The organism is Bacteroides thetaiotaomicron VPI-5482, assembly GCF_000011065.1.
In the GTDB taxonomy this organism is placed as follows: Bacteria; Bacteroidota; Bacteroidia; order Bacteroidales; family Bacteroidaceae; genus Bacteroides; species Bacteroides thetaiotaomicron.
Map to the genome: position 1 here is coordinate 4,164,933 of NC_004663.1, position 16,758 is coordinate 4,181,690.

The following is a 16,758-nucleotide window of genomic DNA, read 5'->3' on the forward strand; positions in this document are numbered from 1 at the left end:
TAATTAATTTTTCATGGTAAAAGTACAAAAAAATACCGTATTAAGCGTTTTATTATTACTTTTGTGCTCAAATAGTGTTGTGAATGGATAGTATCTCTCTTATCAAAACCCCGATAGAAGCGGAACTGGAGGATTTTAAGGCTCTTTTTGACACCCCTCTTTCCGATTCGAATGCATTGCTCGACAGCGTAATAACTCATATACGCAAGAGGAATGGCAAGATGATGCGTCCTATTCTTGTCTTATTGGTAGCACGCCTTTATGGGGCTGTGACTCCTGCCACCCTTCATGCGGCAGTTTCTTTGGAATTGCTTCATACAGCCAGTTTGGTGCACGACGATGTAGTCGATGAAAGTACCGAGCGTCGCGGTCAGCTTTCGGTAAATGCTATATTTAATAATAAGGTATCTGTACTGGCGGGTGATTATCTGCTGGCTACAAGCCTTGTGCACGCGGAGCAGACTAATAATTATGAGATTATCCGTCTGGTATCTTCGCTGGGGCAGAAACTAGCTGAAGGAGAGTTGCTTCAACTTTCGAATGTAAGTAATCATAGCTTTTCGGAGGAAGTTTATTTTGACGTAATACGTAAGAAAACAGCGGCTCTTTTTGCCGCTTGTGCCGAGGCGGCTGCCTTGTCAGTGCAGGTGGGTGAGGAGGAAGTCGCTTTTGCCCGTCTGTTGGGCGAATATATTGGTATCTGTTTTCAGATTAAGGATGATATTTTCGATTACTTTGATAGCAAGAAGATCGGCAAACCGACTGGTAATGATATGCTGGAAGGTAAGCTGACGCTGCCTGCCCTGTATGCATTGAATACAACGAAAGATGCGTGGGCGGAACAGATAGCGTTCAAGGTGAAGGAAGGTACGGCAACTCCTGATGAAATCGTACGTCTGATTGAGTTTACCAAAGATAATGGAGGTATTGAATATGCCTGTCGTACAATAGAACAATATAAAAAGAAGGCCTTTGATTTGCTGGCTGCCTTGCCGGATTCAAATATTTGCCTTGCCCTGCGGACTTATCTGGATTACGTGGTCGCCCGTGAGAAATAACTACTCCCCACTGTTCCTGAGCAGAGAGTAACACAGGATTAATTCCTCCCAATCTTCAATTTTATTCGATTTCATCGCTCCTCCGATGAGGAAACTTTTGTCTATTTCTTCCGGTGTGCGGAGGATTTCGGAACATAACGTGCTCGCCTGTTCGATGTATTCCCATGCTTGTTCTTTGGTGATGTAGCCGCAGTCTTTGGCAGCCCGGGCCAGCCCGACAACTTGTGCCATATCCCATCCGATCACTCCTCTCTCTAAGTCGTTAATCCATACAATCGGCTCTCCTCTTTCTTCTATATACTCTTTGAATTTGTATAGATTTCTGCCCTGTTGAATGAATCGGTCTACTCCGTAGAAGCGTTCGCGGATGGTGTTTTCAAACTGGTTTAGGTTTTCGGTAGAGAGTAAATAGGGGACCATAATAGAATAGGAGGCTCTGTCGCCTTCGTTGATGAGGAATAGGAATAGCTGGCAGGAAGAAATTGCATCTGTGCAATGGAACTTATCTGATAATAGTTTACTTAGTTTTTCCGGGTGTACTCCGGTTTCCATACAGTTAAGATAGAAGCCATCCAGTGCAGCCTCCATATAACCGATGCGCAGACCTTGTTTCTTTCTGGTGCCGAGTATCAGATTTAAGGGGTTATGGTTAAAACGTAAGTTCTTTGTGTGTGACTTCATTTTATACTTTTTCGCTTATGGTTAACTAAAAAAAGCGTGAGAACTGCTGCTATATGTCTTTTCCTGGGGCTTCGGCAAGCCGTTATGATGACATAAAAGCAACAGTCTCACGCTCCGTTCGATATATAACAAAAGTATATACATGAAGGTGCGTGAGACCCGTTTGCTTATTACCACTCATAACTTTGAATTTTGCCGAATTCCAGGAATCAGGTAATAAAAGAAACGTTCTCTAATACAGATGATTAACTATGTTAGCATAGCTACATCTATGACAAAGATAATGAAAATAATGGTTTTGTCCATAAGTATCTTTAGTTTTTATTATATAAAAAATACCGCGCTTCCTTCCATAGGAACGGAAGGTGAAGCGCGGTACGGCATACTTGATTGCTAATGTAATTCCTTAGAAGAATTTGATCTCTTCGCCCTTGATATCGGAGAGAAGCAAATTGGCCAAACGACTGGTACCCAGACGGAACAATCGGTTGTTCAGCCATTCTTCGCCTAATATTTCTTTCACAATAGTGTAATAAATGATTGCATCATGGACGGTGTTGATGCCTCCTGCCGGTTTGAAGCCGATCTTGTTGTTTGTTTTTTGATAGTACTCCTTGATAGCTTCGCACATCACATAAGCGGCTTCCGGGGTAGCGGCAGGCTGTTGCTTTCCGGTCGATGTCTTGATGAAATCTGCACCCGAATACATGGATAGGATAGAGGCTTTCTTGATGTTGGAGGCGGTTTTCAAAGCACCTGTCTCGAGGATTACCTTGAGGTGGCGTTCCTTGCAGACTTCTTTTAATTCCTGAATTTCTTCGCACATTGTTTCGTAGTCACCGCTCAGGAATTTACCGATAGAGATAACAATATCTATTTCGTCCGCACCGTCAGCGATAGCCAGTGCCGTTTCCGCTACTTTCACTTCGATGAAAGTCTGAGAAGAAGGGAACCCGCCCGAAACACAAGCGATATTGATGCCATCTACTTGCAGTGTATTCTTTACAATATCCGCGAAATTGGGGTATACGCAGATGGCAGCGACGTTCTTCATATCGGGGAATTCATTGTCGAACTCATTCACTTTTTCGGTGAAATGCATCACGCTTTCATCGCTGTCCGTGCTGTTCAGCGTGGTCAGGTCGATGCAGTTGAACAGGAGTTTCTTGACTTCTTCCGTATTGTTTTCCGGCACTTTCTTTTCAATCAGGTCAGCCACCCGAGCCTGTATGTCTGCATCGCTCAGATTGGTGTTATACTTTGCCAATGCGGCATCATACTTGTTGGATTGTGAGCTATTCTCTTCCATGATCGTTCAGTTTTGGGTTATTGATATGTCTTTTATTATCTCGTTTCGTTTTCTTTTCCAGGCTTTCCCTGAAGGCTTTGGTGATGTCTACGCCTGTCTGGTTGGCGATACACAGGAGCACCCATAAGATGTCTGCTATTTCTTCGTCAAGGTTGTCTTTCTCGCCTTCTTTGAAAGACTGGTCGCCGTATTTGCGGGCCATGACACGGGCTAATTCTCCGACTTCTTCAGTCAGTACGGCCATATTTGTCAATTCGCTGAAGTAGCGGACACCGTATGTCTTTATCCATTTGTCTACTTCTTTTTGAGCTTCTTCCAGGGTCATAATTGCTGTTGGTTTATGATGATTAGTTTGATGTTTAGAGCCTGTTTATCACTCTTCGAAGAGCTTTACCGGCTTTTTCATCAAGGTTTTACTCTTTATTTTTGGTGTCCATACATATAGTAACAGGACCGTCATTTAAAAGTTCAACTTTCATGTCCGCTCCGAAAGTTCCTGTGCCGATTTCTTTTCCCAGCGCCCTGCTCAGGTCTTTGCAGAACCGTTCGTAGAGTGGGACAGATATCTCCGGCTTGGCGGCTTTGATGTATGACGGACGGTTGCCCTTCTTGGTAGAAGCGTGCAACGTGAACTGACTGATGACCAGAATTTCACCTCCATCTTCCAGGATCGACTTGTTCATTACTCCGCTTTCATCGTCAAAAATACGCAGATTTACTATCTTTTTGCAGAGCCAGTCTATATCTTCCTGTCCGTCGGATTCTTCAATGCCGACTAATATCAGCATCCCTTTTCCAATGGAAGACTTGCACTGTCCTTCGATGGTTACTGATGCGTGGCTTACTCGTTGTACAACTATTCTCATTGATATTTTCTCTATTCTATTGAATGTTACGAAAGGCAAATTTACGAAATTAAGAAGAAAAAACGATGGATTGGAAGGAAATATTATAGGAGATAAGTATTAGGTATTAAGTATTAACCGTAGCTGTCATTCGGAAGCGTGTCTGTCTGTTGTGCAGAAGCATATCTATTAGGACGACAGATGTATTTGCCTCATAACTTGATTGAGTTTGCCTTAGAACCGTATAGACATGAACATAAACTCTATAACATTACCGGTAGTACTCTATGTGGTTAGAAATCAATGGTATATAGTTTCCTATGATTTCTTTTAATGGAAACTGTCGTTTCCCGGCGAGGGAACGGCCGTTCCTTTTAATGGAAACGACCGTTCCTTTTAAAGGGAACTGGCGTTTCCTCCGAGGAAACTAACGCTTGCCCCATATGATACTGATACTTGATTTATATGGACTAACAATTTAGCGTATAGCCACATAGAAGTGAGCCTATTCGTTGCTTAACCCTTTTTTTACAGTCTGAGCCTTCACTTCTCCTATGACCTTTGCGATTTCTTCAAGGGATGCCTCTTTGATTCGTTTTACGCTTTTAAACTCCTTCAATAGGGCTGTTTTTGTCTTTTCTCCAATCCCTTTAATGCTATCCAGAGCCGATGCGACCTGTCGCTTGCTGCGCTTGTCGCGGTGGAAAGTAATCGCAAAACGGTGTACTTCATCCTGAATCTGCGTCAGCAGACGGAATAAAGAACTTTGTTGTTTGATCCCAATCGTCTGTGCGGGAAACCCGAAAAGTAGCTCTGACGTGCGATGCTTATTATCCTTAGCCAAACCGGCAATCGGAATATTCAGATGCAGTTCATCCTCGATTACTTCTCTGACGACTTCCATTTGTCCTTTACCACCATCGGTAATAATCAGGTCGGGAAGGGGAGAATTTTCTTCAATGGCGCGCTGATAACGTCGTCTGACCACCTCTTTCATGGAAGCGTAATCATCCGGTCCCACGACCGTCTTAATATTGTATTTACGGTAATCTTTCTTCGATGGTTTCGCCTTTTTGAATACTACGCAGGCAGCTACGGCATCCGATCCTTGTATATTCGAGTTATCGAAACATTCAATCTGCAAAGGTGGCTTGTCTAAATGCAGTTCGTTTTGTATTTCTTTCAGCAGACGCATACTGCGCTGCTCCGGGTTCAGTTTCTCGGCTTGTTTCAATCGGTCGGCCTTATATTGCTTCACATTTAGGATAGAAAGATCGAGCAGTTTTTTCTTATCTCCCCTTTGAGGAACGGTGAAAACGACATTATTCAACTCCAGATCAAGTTCGAAAGGAACAATAATCTCCCGTGAATGGCTCTTGTAGCGCTCCCGCATTTCAATAATGCCTAGCGTCAGTAACTCTTCTTTCGATTCATTTAGCTTCTTCTTGTACTCAAAGGTGAATGCCTGATTGATGGCGCCATTGGTGATGTGCAGATAGTTGACGAAAGCCGAATTTGAATCGTCTTCTTCGATGGAAAAGACGTCGATATTGTGCAGGACAGAACTTACTACCTCCGATTTAGACCGGTAATTCTCTATCAGCAGATACTTCTCCTTAATCTTCTGAGCCTCTTCAAACTTCATTTCATTGGCCAGTTCCTGCATCTTTTCTACCAGCATACGGCTAATATCCTGCGTATTTCCTTTCAAAATCTCTTTGATTTCATCGATGTTCTTCAGATAATCCTCGTGCGATTGCAGTCCAACGCATGGTCCGGCGCACTTCTTGATGTGATACTCCAGACAAACCTTGAACTTTCCCGCCCGTATGTTCTCCGGAGAAAGGTTCAGATTGCAGGTACGCAACGGGTATAGATGCTTGATCAGGTCGAGCACCGCATACATCGAAGGAAGGTGGCTGTAGGGACCATAATAAGAAGAACCGTTTTTGATAATCTTTCGAGTCCTGAAAATGCGTGGAAAGTATTCATTCTGCACGCAGATGGAAGGGTAGGTCTTGTCGTCCTTCAGCAATACATTGTAGCGGGGCTTATATTTCTTGATCAGATTGTTTTCCAGCAATAATGCATCTTCTTCGGTGTTAACAACGATGTAACGGATATCGGCAATCTTGCTGACCAATACTCGTGTCTTGCCGGGTTCATGCTCTTTGCTGAAGTAAGAATATACCCTTTTTTTTAGGTTTTTAGCCTTTCCAACGTATATAATAGTCCCTTCTGTGTTCAGATACTGATAGACTCCCGGCTTTTCGGGCAGGTTGGCTACAATACCTCTCAGATATTCATTCGTTTTGGCTTCCGGTTCTGTATTCATAATCGTTATAGATGAAATAGCGGGAAATAAAAAAGGGCGTAGATTCTCTACGCCCTGCAAATATAAGCAATTTGTTTATAAAGTCAATACGGATTCTACTTCTACGTCATCTCCGAATACGGATTTGCCATTCAGGTCTTTCAATTCGATAATGAAGTTTACATATACCTTTTTAGGCTTCAGTTTCTTCACCAGTTCGCAGGCTGCTTTCATAGTTCCTCCCGTTGCCAGCAGGTCGTCGTGTAGTAAAACTACGTCGTTTTCATCGAGTGCGTCCTTATGAATCTGCACAGTGTCCGTGCCATATTCTTTGTCGTAGCTTTCTTCGATCACCTCTGCGGGAAGTTTGCCCGGCTTGCGGATAGGAATAAAACCTGCGTTCAGTCGGGTAGCTAGGATAGGCCCCATGATGAATCCTCTGGATTCTATACCTACTACTTTGGTGATACCTTTATCCTTGTACATTTCGAACATGATGTTCGATAATTCTTGCAAGCACCAAGGGTCTTTAAACAGGGTGGTGACATCGTAGAAAAGGATTCCGGGGATCGGAAAATCGGGAATTTCCCGGATGCTTTTAATTAGCGTTTCTTTGCTCATAATCATTGGTTTATCTCGTTTCTTTAAATGATTTGTTTCACGTGAAACGTTGCCGCTTATCGGCCGGAAAGTACCAGCAATACGTTGATGTCGCTTGGTGATACTCCCGGGATCCGGCTCGCTTGAGCAATCGTTTCCGGATCAATCTTCACTAGCTTCTGACGAGCTTCCGTAGATAGCGACTGGATGGAAGCATAATCAAATTTGCCTTTGATCTTGATGCTTTCCAGGCGTGCCAGCTTTTCTGCTATCATTCGCTCTCTGTCAATATAGCCTTGATACTTGATCAGTATTTCTGCCGCTTCCAGAATCTCTTCTTTACGGTCGGAGTCTGCAGCGGTTGCTTTTTCTAATTCTCTTTGGAAGGCGGGGACATGTTCCGCGATATTCTCAATCGTGATTTGCGGACGATTGAGAATTTCGATCAGCTTACAGCCTTGACGAAGGGGAGTTGTTCCCAACTTTTCGAGGGCATCATTAATTAATGCCGGTTTCATCGAATAGTTCTTTGCGAAATTTACTATCTGCTCTAATGCCTCCTTCTTGGTCTTCATTAATTGGTAGCGATCCTCTCTTGCCAGTCCGAGGTGATATGCTCTTTCGGTCAGTCTCATGTCGGCGTCGTCCATGCGGAGAAGAATACGGTATTCGGCACGTGAAGTGAACATACGGTATGGTTCGTCTACTCCTTTGGTCACCAGGTCGTCTATCAATACACCGATATATGCTTCGTCGCGAGCCAGTGTGAAGGCTTCACCACCGTGACAGTTGATGTGTGCGTTGATTCCGGCGATCAGTCCTTGTCCTCCCGCTTCTTCGTAACCGGTTGTTCCGTTCACTTGCCCGGCAAAGAACAGGTTTTTGATAATCTTCGATTCCAGCGAATGTTTTAATTGGGTGGGGTCGAAGTAATCGTACTCAATCGCGTATCCGGGACGATAGATGACGATATCCTTGAATGCCGGTACTTTTTTCAGCGCGGCTATCTGAATATCCATCGGAAGAGAAGAAGAGAATCCGTTCAGGTATAATTCCTGTGTTGTTTCACCTTCGGGTTCGAGGAACAGTTGGTGCTGTTCTTTGTCGGGGAAGGTGACAATCTTGGTTTCGATGCTGGGGCAATAGCGCGGACCGATACTTTGAATCTGTCCGTTGAACAGGGGAGAATCCGGCAGCCCTTCGCGCAGAATTCGGTGCACTTCTTCGTTGGTATAGCAGGTCCAGCATTGCAGTTGCTTCAAATGGCGCGTACTGGTATTCATGAATGAGAACTTGTGGAAGTCGCATTCTCCGTCTTGTGTATCCATCAGATCGAAGTGGATGCTGCGTGCGTCGATTCGTACCGGTGTGCCGGTCTTCATCCTTCCGTAGGCAATGCCATGTCGGGCGATGGATTCTGTCAGCTGGTAAGATGCGGGTTCTGCCATTCTTCCGCCGGGCAATTGGTGGCGGCCTACGTGCATGAGTCCGTTCAAGAATGTTCCTGCGGTCAGTACGATACATTTCGCTTTGAATGTGACACCCCAAAGAGTGACGAGTCCGACTACTTCACCGTTTTCAACGAGCAATTCACAGACGGTATCCTGCCAGATATGAAGGTTGGGAGTATTTTCCAGTTTCTCACGCCATGACCAGATAAACTTGGCACGGTCGCATTGAGCGCGGGGACTCCACATGGCGGGACCTTTCGAGCGGTTCAGGATTCGGAACTGGATAGCAGTTTCATCCGTCACCAATCCCATCTGTCCGCCCAGTGCGTCTATTTCGCGTACTATTTGTCCTTTGGCGATTCCTCCTACTGCCGGATTGCAACTCATCTGTCCGATCTTGTTCATGTCCATTGTGATCAGACAAGTTTTGGAACCTAAATTCGCAGCGGCGGCTGCCGCTTCACAACCTGCATGTCCGGCACCAATTACAATTACATCGTACTTAAAATCCATTCTACCTTATTTATTATCAAACGCTGCAAAGTTACGGAAAAGTTGCGAGAGTTGTATCTTCTGCCGGTTTTTGCTTCCGAAATTTCGGGGAGGAGGCAGGGCGGGCGCAAAAAATCGCCGTAATTTTGGATTGGAAATATGCAAGATGTAACGTTTCTGGCTTCTTTTCTTTTATGTCAAGGCTTCAATTCCTTTCAAAAAGAGATGTAAATGCTCTTTTTCGACATTCTAGGCTTACTTTTTGTCACTTGGAAAAGTGTGGGGCCATGTGATGAAATAGAAGACAAACGGAGCGTTTGGACAGAATTTGTGTCAAATCAGCCTTCGGATGTATGTTTTATACCCAACCTCAACTCTTTCTCTTGACATAAATCAAAAAAATAAGGTAAAACATGTTTTTTAGCATAAGAATTCTTGTTGTTTTCCAAAACACCTCTACCTTTGCAGTGTAGTTGTGAAACTACTAAGATTTTTAGGTATTAGAAAATAAGGTAATAACAAAAGAGTAGTATTAGTTTATAAAATTAAGGTATTAGATTTTAAGATTAGTTTTTAGGAAAAAGATTGTTTTGATTAGGTATTAGGAAAAAAGTAGTTTTCAGGTAACAGGTAAATTGAGATGCAGAAAAAAGAATCCCATTTATGGGGGATTCTTTAGGTGGGGCGGAGTTATTCGCTCTTTTTTTATTTTATGCCCCTTTATTCTATTTTTTTATATGAGGGGTGAACTTACATACTGAAAAAACAGATATATTTGTAAGTCATATCTATTATAACCAGTTTTTGCAGTAATTTGAAGAGAGTCTTTTATTGTTTGATTAATCTTGTTGCCGTATGAGCGATAAAGATGATTTGATAGTAGCAGGTGTCAACCAGAAAGATAAGGGAATCTGGAGGGACTTTTATGATCGCTATTATGCGGCCTTGTGCTCATATGTCGAGAAAATCCTGTTCCTCACCGATGCCGTAGAAGATCTGGTTCAGGAGGTGTTTATATCCGTGTGGGAAGGTAAACGTACTTTTTCCGACTCCCGTGAGCTGACTAATTATCTTTATCGTGCCTGCTATAATAATGCACTGTTGTATATCCGCAACCATCAGATTCATGATTCTATATTGAATGGCTTGCCTCAGGAAGAAGATTTTGAAGACGAGGAAATGTTGTATGCTTTGACTGTGAAAGAAGAAGCTATCCGACAACTTTATTTCTATATCGAGGAGCTTCCCGCCGAACAACGCCGTATCATCCTGCTAAGAATAGAGGGACATTCGTGGGATGAAATCGCATCCCGGCTGGGAGTCAGCATCAATACGGTTAAAACTCAGAAAAGCCGTAGCTATAAATTCTTACGCGAGAAGCTGGCAAATTCCAGTTATTCTGTACTTCTTGCTCTTATATTTTATTAGAAACCGGGCTATGCATCCTTGCTTTTGTGGGGGTGAAGTGACTGTGATGTGGCTTATTTAAGTGGATGAGCCGTTATGTTTAACAGGTAAACAAAGCTTGGTTAGCATTTTTAGTAAGCTATATGTGTTCGTTCCATGTCTGTGTCTTATTGCATTGTATATCAATTAGCTAAGTCCGAAAGTGACGGATGATGATAAAATATGAGTTTCAAACTCCTTAGTAAAAGCTAAAAAATACATCATTTTAATAGCGGCAACGAAAAAAAACAAATATTTTTTAAGATGCCTAATTGTCATTTATTGATGGCTGAATTTTGATTCTGAAAAGGGAATGATTTGTTAAATATGTCATTTTTGTTGCTGAATAATGTCATAATGATAGTTTTTCATTCTTTTCCGTTTTCGTACGGAGAGTATCTCATAAAAAATAATCATCTTTTTGTCACCCATTTATGGACGTTATGTATAATTATAGTAAAGCAAAGATAAAATCCTCATTAGAAATAGATAAAATTATGAAAAAGTTAGAAAACACATATCAAGATGCCTCTTTGATAAAAAAGGCTCTTTTGGGAGATGCAAGCGACAAAGAGCAGCAGGTGTTGGAACAACGTTTATCTATGCATCCGGAACTGAAAGCCGTGTATGAGAAATTGCAGGATAGTGAGGAATTGAAAGATGCTTTTAATAAGTATAAAAAATATTCATCGGAAAAGGCTTACGAGCATTTCCTTCAACAAATTCAACAAAAAGAGAATTCGTCCGCTGGAAAGATCCACCGTATCCGGTCATGGTGGTATGCTGCCGCAGCGGTGGTAGTACTGGCAGTAGGAATTTCTTTTTATGCCATAAATCATTATCAGGCAGTGGAGGAGTCCCAGACACGTATCGCGCAAATCAAGCCGGGTAGCAAACAGGCAGTGTTGACTTTGCCCGATGGAAGCACTATTGATGTACAAAAGAAAGATATAAATGTAATAGTAGACGGCGTCCAGGTGAAATACAATAAAGGGGTGCTGTCATATCGACCGACCGTCACAACACAACAACACGAAGAAGAAAATGTCGATGAAAGTCCGGTGAAGTCAAATGAACTGGTTATACCACGGGGAGGAGAGAATACTGTCCTTCTTGCTGATGGAACCACTGTTCATTTGAATGCCGGTTCTAAATTGCTTTATCCGGTCCGTTTTGTCGGAAAGCGCCGAATTGTGACACTGGAAGGTGAAGCCTATTTTGATGTGAGAAAGGATGAGGAACATCCGTTTGTGGTCCGGACTCGTTTCGGAGAAGTAACAGTACTTGGTACGGCATTTAATATCAATGCTTATAATGATGCGGATGCGTGCTATACCACCCTTGTATATGGGAAAGTAAATTTCTCGACACCCGATCAGAATACAATTACGCTGGCGCCGGGTGAACAGGCAGTCGCCTCTTCCCGTGGCATTGAAAAGCGGGTGGTGGATGTCAATGAATATATCGGCTGGGCACAAGGTGTATATGTTTTCAATAACAAACGGCTGGGCGATATCATGAAAACCTTCGAGCGCTGGTATGATGTTCATGTCTATTATGAGAAGGAGTCTCTGCGCGACCTGACTTATAGTGGTGACTTGCAGCGATATGGCACGATCAATACTTTCCTGAATGCATTAGAACTAACCGGCGATATCTACTATAGAATAAACGGAAGAAATATATTGATATATGAGAATGAGTAATATTGAGTTTTGATTTAAAAATTATGAAAAAAAGAAGAGTCTTTATGCTATGTCTTTTTGCATTGAGTATGGTACTCAGTGCATGGGCACTTCCACCTGATGAGAAGAAAGTGACGCTTGATTTGAAGGATGTGCCGATGGAAACATTTTTAAACACGGTAAAACAGAAAGCTGGAATCAACATGCTTTATAACTCTCAGATGTTTAAAGGAGTTGAACCGGTGACTGTAAAAGCTACCAACGAGCCTTGGAAGGAATTGCTGGACCGCGTTCTTTCACCTAAAGGTTTCACTTATGCTACCAAAGATGGTATTGTGGTCATCAAGAAGAAAGATCAGAAGACACGTACGTTGGAAGGTAAAGTGGTGGATGAACAGGGTGGCGAACTACCGGGAGTTACGGTTTTGATACTGGGAAAAGAAAGAAATATCGGAACAATGACTGATGCAGACGGTGCTTTTTCTTTAGGACTTCCTGAAGGAGATGTAACAATTCGTCTTTCCTTTGTAGGCATGCAAACTTTGGAAATACATACTGGCAAGCTCAATCTTGATAAAGTGCATACCTTTAAGTTGAAACCCGATTCAAAGCAATTGGAAGAGGTGGTGGTAACCGGTTATGCAAAGATCAGTAAAAATAGCTTTACGGGTACTTCTGTGACGGTTACGGCAGATCAGTTGATGTCGGTTTCCAAAACAAATGTATTAGGGGCCTTGCAAACGTTCGATCCCTCTTTTCGTATTGCTGAAAATAATTTAGCAGGTTCGAACCCGAATAATGTTCCGGAATTGTATATTCGTGGACGTTCGGGTATTGGAACAACACAATTGGATGCGCAAAGCCTTTCTAAAACATCATTGAAGAACAATCCTAACCTTCCGACTTTTATCATGGATGGCTTTGAAATCAGCGTGCAGAAATTGTATGATATGGACCCTAGCCGTATTGCAAGCATTACGATCTTGAAAGATGCTGCCGCTACGGCTATGTACGGTTCGCGTGCAGCGAATGGTGTGGTTATTATTACAACAGTAACACCGAAAGCTGGTAAAGTCAATATCGATTATAACTTTACCGGAACATTGGAATATCCTGACCTAACTGATTATAATATGATGAATGCACGAGAGAAACTTGAAACAGAGGTTGCTGCAGGTTTATTTAAGGCAAATCCAGAACAAGGTTTTAGTGAACAAAGTCGGTTAGATGCACTTTACAACCAAAAACTGAACAATGTAGTTCGTGGAGTTGATACTTATTGGTTATCTAAACCCCTTCGTACTGTATTCAATCACAAACATAGTTTGTATTTGGATGGTGGTACGGAGGATTTGCGTTGGGGAGCTGACTTTTCTTATAATAGTGGAGAAGGCGTTATGAAAGGTTCTTATCGCGACCGTATGGCTGGTGGGTTGTCTTTATCTTATCGACTTGGAGCTTTTCAGGTAAGAAACTATTTTTCATATACTTATACTAAATCTCAGGAGTCTCCTTATGGAAGCTTCTCCGACTATACTTCAAAATTGCCATATGATGAATATATTGATGAGAATGGAAGATATTTGGAGACAACTTATCCTTGGACCGGAGGATCAGGAGAAGTAAACCCTTTGTATGAAGCTACATTGAAGAATTATGATCGAAGTAAGTCTTGGGAATTGATTAATAATACAGAATTGTTGTGGAATATCGACAGTTACTGGTTGTTAAAAGGACAATTTAGTGTTACGAAGTCAAATTCGGATGCACGTACCTTTCTTGATCCGCGTTCAAAGAAGAATGATGATTTGTTAGGCTTAAATAATGTGGTTTCAGGACAGTTGGATATCGCTACTTCCAATAGTTTAAGTTGGGATGCTACTGCTACTTTATCTTATAACAGAAATATAAAGAAGCACAATCTGAATTTTTTGGTAGGTATTAATGCTACTTCAAGTACTGGTGATAGTTTTGGTATTACTTACAAAGGATTTCCGTCTGGCGAATTGTCTTCTCCAGGCTATGGTAATAAAGTCTCTGGATTACCTTCTAACTCGGATAGTAAAAGCCGTCTTTTCGGTGCATTAGGGACATTCAACTATTCATTTGATAATATTTATTTGGCGGACGTTTCTGTACGCTTCGATGGAAACTCAGAGTTTGGTGCTGATCAACGTTTTGCACCTTTCTTTTCCGGTGGTCTTGGTTTGAACTTGCATAATTATAAGTTCATGAAACAGTTTGAATGGATGGACCGTCTAAAGATTCGTGGAACTTATGGTATTACTGGTAAAGTTGACTTCTCTCCCTATGAAGCGCAGACTATTTATAAAGTAGTTACAGACAACTGGTTTAAAACAGGTCTAGGAGCATCATTGATGGCATTGGGAAATAATGGATTGGGTTGGGAAAAGACTCATAACATGGATTTAGGTCTAGATGTTGATATGTTTAAGGGATTACTCCAGATGAACTTTTCATATTATCGTAAGAAAACGGTGGACTTGGTTAATAGTGTTACATTACCTAGTTCTACAGGTTTTACTTCTTACAAAGATAATATTGGTGAGGTGATGAATAAGGGTGTTGAAATCCAGTTGAGAAGTAATATTTTGAATGCAAAGGATTGGTTTGTTGCAGTTTTTGCAAATATGGCTCATAATGAAAATAAAATAACTAAAATCTCAGATAGTCTGAAAGAGTACAATAAGCGCGTACAAGAAAAATATGCGAAATATGATTCTGGAAAAGGAGATTCAAAATATAGTGAGACTTACTTGCAGTATGTAGAAGGTGGTTCTCTGACATCTATTTTTGGTGTGAGATCATTAGGTATCAATCCAGCAGATGGTAAGGAAATTTATCTTCGTCCTGACGGTACAATAACATATGACTGGAATGCGGCTGACCAAGTTGTGATTGGAAACGAAGAGCCAAAACTCCAGGGTACTTTTGGATTTAACCTTCGTTGGAAGCAATTTTCTCTCTATTCTACCTTTATGTATGAATTTGGTGGACAGCGTTATAATTCTACATTGGTAAGTAAGGTTGAGAATGCACATATTCAAAGTAGTAATGTAGACCGTCGTGTATTGACAGGACGTTGGCAAAAGCCTGGAGATTGTACTCCTTATGGACGTTTACAGACTGATGGTGTAGTTGCAGTGACTCGTCCTACTAGCCGTTTCATCCAAGATTATAATGTGCTGACATTTAACTCTCTTACTTTAGGATATGATTTTAATGCTGAATGGTTGAAGAAAGCGCGTATCGGTCTGTTACGTGTAGAACTTTCAGGAAATGATTTATTCCGTGTTGCTACTGTACGTGCTGAACGTGGTTTGGATTATCCATATTCACGGTCTTTTGCAGCTTCGGTGAAGATGAGTTTTTAATAGTTTAAAGTAGATGAATAATATGAAGAAATTATATACAATATTACTGTTGGCTACAAGTCTGTTTACTACAAGTTGTAGTGATTGGCTGGATGTAGCACCGAGTAATCAGGTGAATGGGGATAAGCTTTTTGAGGTAGGAGATGGATATCGAAATGCTTTGAATGGAATATATTTGAATTTGGGCACTTCTTCTATGTATGGACGAACAATGTCATGGGGATTTATGGATGCTATTGCTCAATATTATCAAACAGATAATAATTTTATACCTAAAAATTCAGCTTATTATAAATCGGCTAAGTTCCAATTTGATGATTCGGATGTGAAAACTTTCATTTCCAATATATGGTCTATTGGTTATAATAATATAGCTAATTGTAATAATTTGATTCTCAATGTTAGCGAAGCTAGTTCTTCTATTTTCAAAGAGGGAGAATTTGAGAAAAATATGATTTGGGGAGAAGCATTGGCACTACGAGCTTTTATACACTTTGATTTACTTCGTTTATTTGCTCCTGCCATATCGAAAGATGATGGAAAGTCTTATATTCCCTATGTAGAGGTATATCCTACCATTGTTCCTCCATATGAAAGTAGTAAAGAGATTCTTTCTAAGATAATTAGAGATTTAAAAGCTGCAAAAGAGATGTTAGCTAAGTGTGATATAACTGATGAACATAAAATTTGGATGAGTACAGGTTATCGTATGTTGGCATCAAGCATACTTTCTAGCGATATTGCTTCTAGTGATGTATTCTTCGCTTATAGAGGATATCGTATGAATTATTATGCTATAGTAGCGGCATTGGCACGTGTATATTATTGGGAAGGAGAATATGAACTGGCTTATAAAGAAGCAAAAGAGGTCGTAGAAGCGACTTATCCATATGGAAGCAAGCCTGAATCCTGTTTTAATTTTGTGGAATACTCAAGCTTAGGTACGAATCTTAAAGACTATAATAGTATTATTATGTGTTTTTTTAATAAAACATTACAAGAAGACTATATACCTTATATTACAAGAGGAAATCAGACACTGTTTATCCTTGACAGTGATAATATCTTTGCTGATAATAAAGAACAGGATCGTCGTTTCCTTCTACAGACAGGTTCTTATAATTCTAATGCATATTCTTTAAAATATGATATTAAGTTGGGACAGGATGGTTCAGATATGGTTCCAGGCATACGTTTGAGTGAGATGTATTATATTATGGGGGAATACTTTGCTCGTAAGGGTGAATATTCTCAAGCTGGCAAAATGCTGGATGAAGTACGTTATGCGAGAGGAATTCTGACTACTAATATGGAGAACAGTATTGGGTCATTGGAAGGATTTCATACAGAGTTATTGAAGGATATGCGTAAGGAGTTTGTAGGAGAAGGGCAAATGTTTTTTCAATACAAACGTATGGATAAGAAACCGGTAGATAATGCAATCTTTGTATTTGATAAACCGGATAATGAAGATGTTTAATG

At 41.2% G+C, this 16,758-nt stretch carries 12 protein-coding genes; 5 read left to right on the forward strand and 7 right to left on the reverse strand.

Annotation, left to right across the window (positions count from 1 at the left end; genetic code table 11):
• The first annotated feature begins 83 nt into the window (after positions 1 to 83).
• Entirely contained in the window at positions 84 to 1,058 is a 975-nt protein-coding gene (locus BT_RS16520; RefSeq protein WP_011108724.1) for a polyprenyl synthetase family protein, read from the forward strand.
• Here the strand turns inward: BT_RS16520 and BT_RS16525 are convergent, their stop codons facing one another.
• From BT_RS16525 to mnmG, 7 genes are all read right to left on the reverse strand, one after another.
• Complete coding sequence (locus BT_RS16525; RefSeq protein WP_011108725.1) at positions 1,059 to 1,739, reverse strand: DUF1266 domain-containing protein; 681 nt, start codon at positions 1,737 to 1,739, stop codon at positions 1,059 to 1,061. It lies immediately after the preceding gene.
• 406 nt (positions 1,740 to 2,145) lie between these two features.
• Positions 2,146 to 3,048 carry a deoxyribose-phosphate aldolase gene (gene deoC, locus BT_RS16530; RefSeq protein ID WP_008762870.1) on the reverse strand — a complete coding sequence of 301 codons (903 nt, stop codon included), beginning with the start codon at positions 3,046 to 3,048 and terminating at the stop codon, positions 2,146 to 2,148.
• Complete coding sequence (locus BT_RS16535) at positions 3,035 to 3,373, reverse strand: nucleotide pyrophosphohydrolase (protein ID WP_008762871.1); 339 nt, start codon at positions 3,371 to 3,373, stop codon at positions 3,035 to 3,037. Before BT_RS16535 ends, deoC begins: the two co-directional genes overlap by 14 nt.
• Before the next feature lie 88 nt (positions 3,374 to 3,461).
• Complete coding sequence (gene dtd, locus BT_RS16540; RefSeq protein WP_011108726.1) at positions 3,462 to 3,914, reverse strand: D-aminoacyl-tRNA deacylase; 453 nt, start codon at positions 3,912 to 3,914, stop codon at positions 3,462 to 3,464.
• A 484-nt stretch (positions 3,915 to 4,398) separates the two neighbouring features.
• On the reverse strand, positions 4,399 to 6,228 hold the full coding sequence (gene uvrC, locus BT_RS16545; protein ID WP_011108727.1) for an excinuclease ABC subunit UvrC: 1,830 nt from the start codon (positions 6,226 to 6,228) through the stop codon (positions 4,399 to 4,401).
• 75 nt (positions 6,229 to 6,303) lie between these two features.
• A complete protein-coding gene (locus BT_RS16550) occupies positions 6,304 to 6,834 on the reverse strand; it encodes an adenine phosphoribosyltransferase (RefSeq protein WP_008762874.1) in 531 nt (176 codons plus the stop codon).
• A 50-nt stretch (positions 6,835 to 6,884) separates the two neighbouring features.
• Complete coding sequence (gene mnmG / locus BT_RS16555; RefSeq protein ID WP_008762875.1) at positions 6,885 to 8,771, reverse strand: tRNA uridine-5-carboxymethylaminomethyl(34) synthesis enzyme MnmG; 1,887 nt, start codon at positions 8,769 to 8,771, stop codon at positions 6,885 to 6,887.
• An 834-nt stretch (positions 8,772 to 9,605) separates the two neighbouring features.
• On the opposite strand from mnmG, the gene BT_RS16560 reads away from it, so the two are divergent.
• From BT_RS16560 to BT_RS16575, 4 genes are all read left to right on the forward strand, one after another.
• Positions 9,606 to 10,178 carry an RNA polymerase sigma-70 factor gene (locus BT_RS16560; protein WP_008767492.1) on the forward strand — a complete coding sequence of 191 codons (573 nt, stop codon included), beginning with the start codon at positions 9,606 to 9,608 and terminating at the stop codon, positions 10,176 to 10,178.
• A gap of 515 nt (positions 10,179 to 10,693) precedes the next feature.
• Positions 10,694 to 11,902 carry a FecR family protein gene (locus BT_RS16565; protein ID WP_011108728.1) on the forward strand — a complete coding sequence of 403 codons (1,209 nt, stop codon included), beginning with the start codon at positions 10,694 to 10,696 and terminating at the stop codon, positions 11,900 to 11,902.
• A 44-nt stretch (positions 11,903 to 11,946) separates the two neighbouring features.
• Positions 11,947 to 15,276, forward strand: a complete 3,330-nt coding sequence (locus BT_RS16570; RefSeq protein WP_162303104.1) for a TonB-dependent receptor — start codon at positions 11,947 to 11,949, stop codon at positions 15,274 to 15,276.
• Positions 15,277 to 15,289: 13 nt separating this feature from the next.
• Positions 15,290 to 16,756 (forward strand): RagB/SusD family nutrient uptake outer membrane protein, encoded by a 1,467-nt coding sequence (locus tag BT_RS16575; RefSeq protein ID WP_011108730.1) that lies wholly within the window; start codon positions 15,290 to 15,292, stop codon positions 16,754 to 16,756.
• Positions 16,757 to 16,758 lie beyond the last annotated feature (2 nt).

Excerpts from the sequence above, each read along its gene's own strand:
- BT_RS16520 (WP_011108724.1), top strand. The coding sequence starts at position 84 with ATGGATAGTATCTCTCTTATCAAAACCCCGATAGAAGCGGAACTGGAG.
- BT_RS16525 (WP_011108725.1), bottom strand. The coding sequence starts at position 1,739 with ATGAAGTCACACACAAAGAACTTACGTTTTAACCATAACCCCTTAAAT.
- deoC (WP_008762870.1), bottom strand. The coding sequence starts at position 3,048 with ATGGAAGAGAATAGCTCACAATCCAACAAGTATGATGCCGCATTGGCA.
- BT_RS16535 (WP_008762871.1), bottom strand. The coding sequence starts at position 3,373 with ATGACCCTGGAAGAAGCTCAAAAAGAAGTAGACAAATGGATAAAGACA.
- dtd (WP_011108726.1), bottom strand. The coding sequence starts at position 3,914 with ATGAGAATAGTTGTACAACGAGTAAGCCACGCATCAGTAACCATCGAA.
- uvrC (WP_011108727.1), bottom strand. The coding sequence starts at position 6,228 with ATGAATACAGAACCGGAAGCCAAAACGAATGAATATCTGAGAGGTATT.
- BT_RS16550 (WP_008762874.1), bottom strand. The coding sequence starts at position 6,834 with ATGATTATGAGCAAAGAAACGCTAATTAAAAGCATCCGGGAAATTCCC.
- mnmG (WP_008762875.1), bottom strand. The coding sequence starts at position 8,771 with ATGGATTTTAAGTACGATGTAATTGTAATTGGTGCCGGACATGCAGGT.
- BT_RS16560 (WP_008767492.1), top strand. The coding sequence starts at position 9,606 with ATGAGCGATAAAGATGATTTGATAGTAGCAGGTGTCAACCAGAAAGAT.
- BT_RS16565 (WP_011108728.1), top strand. The coding sequence starts at position 10,694 with ATGAAAAAGTTAGAAAACACATATCAAGATGCCTCTTTGATAAAAAAG.
- BT_RS16570 (WP_162303104.1), top strand. The coding sequence starts at position 11,947 with ATGCTATGTCTTTTTGCATTGAGTATGGTACTCAGTGCATGGGCACTT.
- BT_RS16575 (WP_011108730.1), top strand. The coding sequence starts at position 15,290 with ATGAATAATATGAAGAAATTATATACAATATTACTGTTGGCTACAAGT.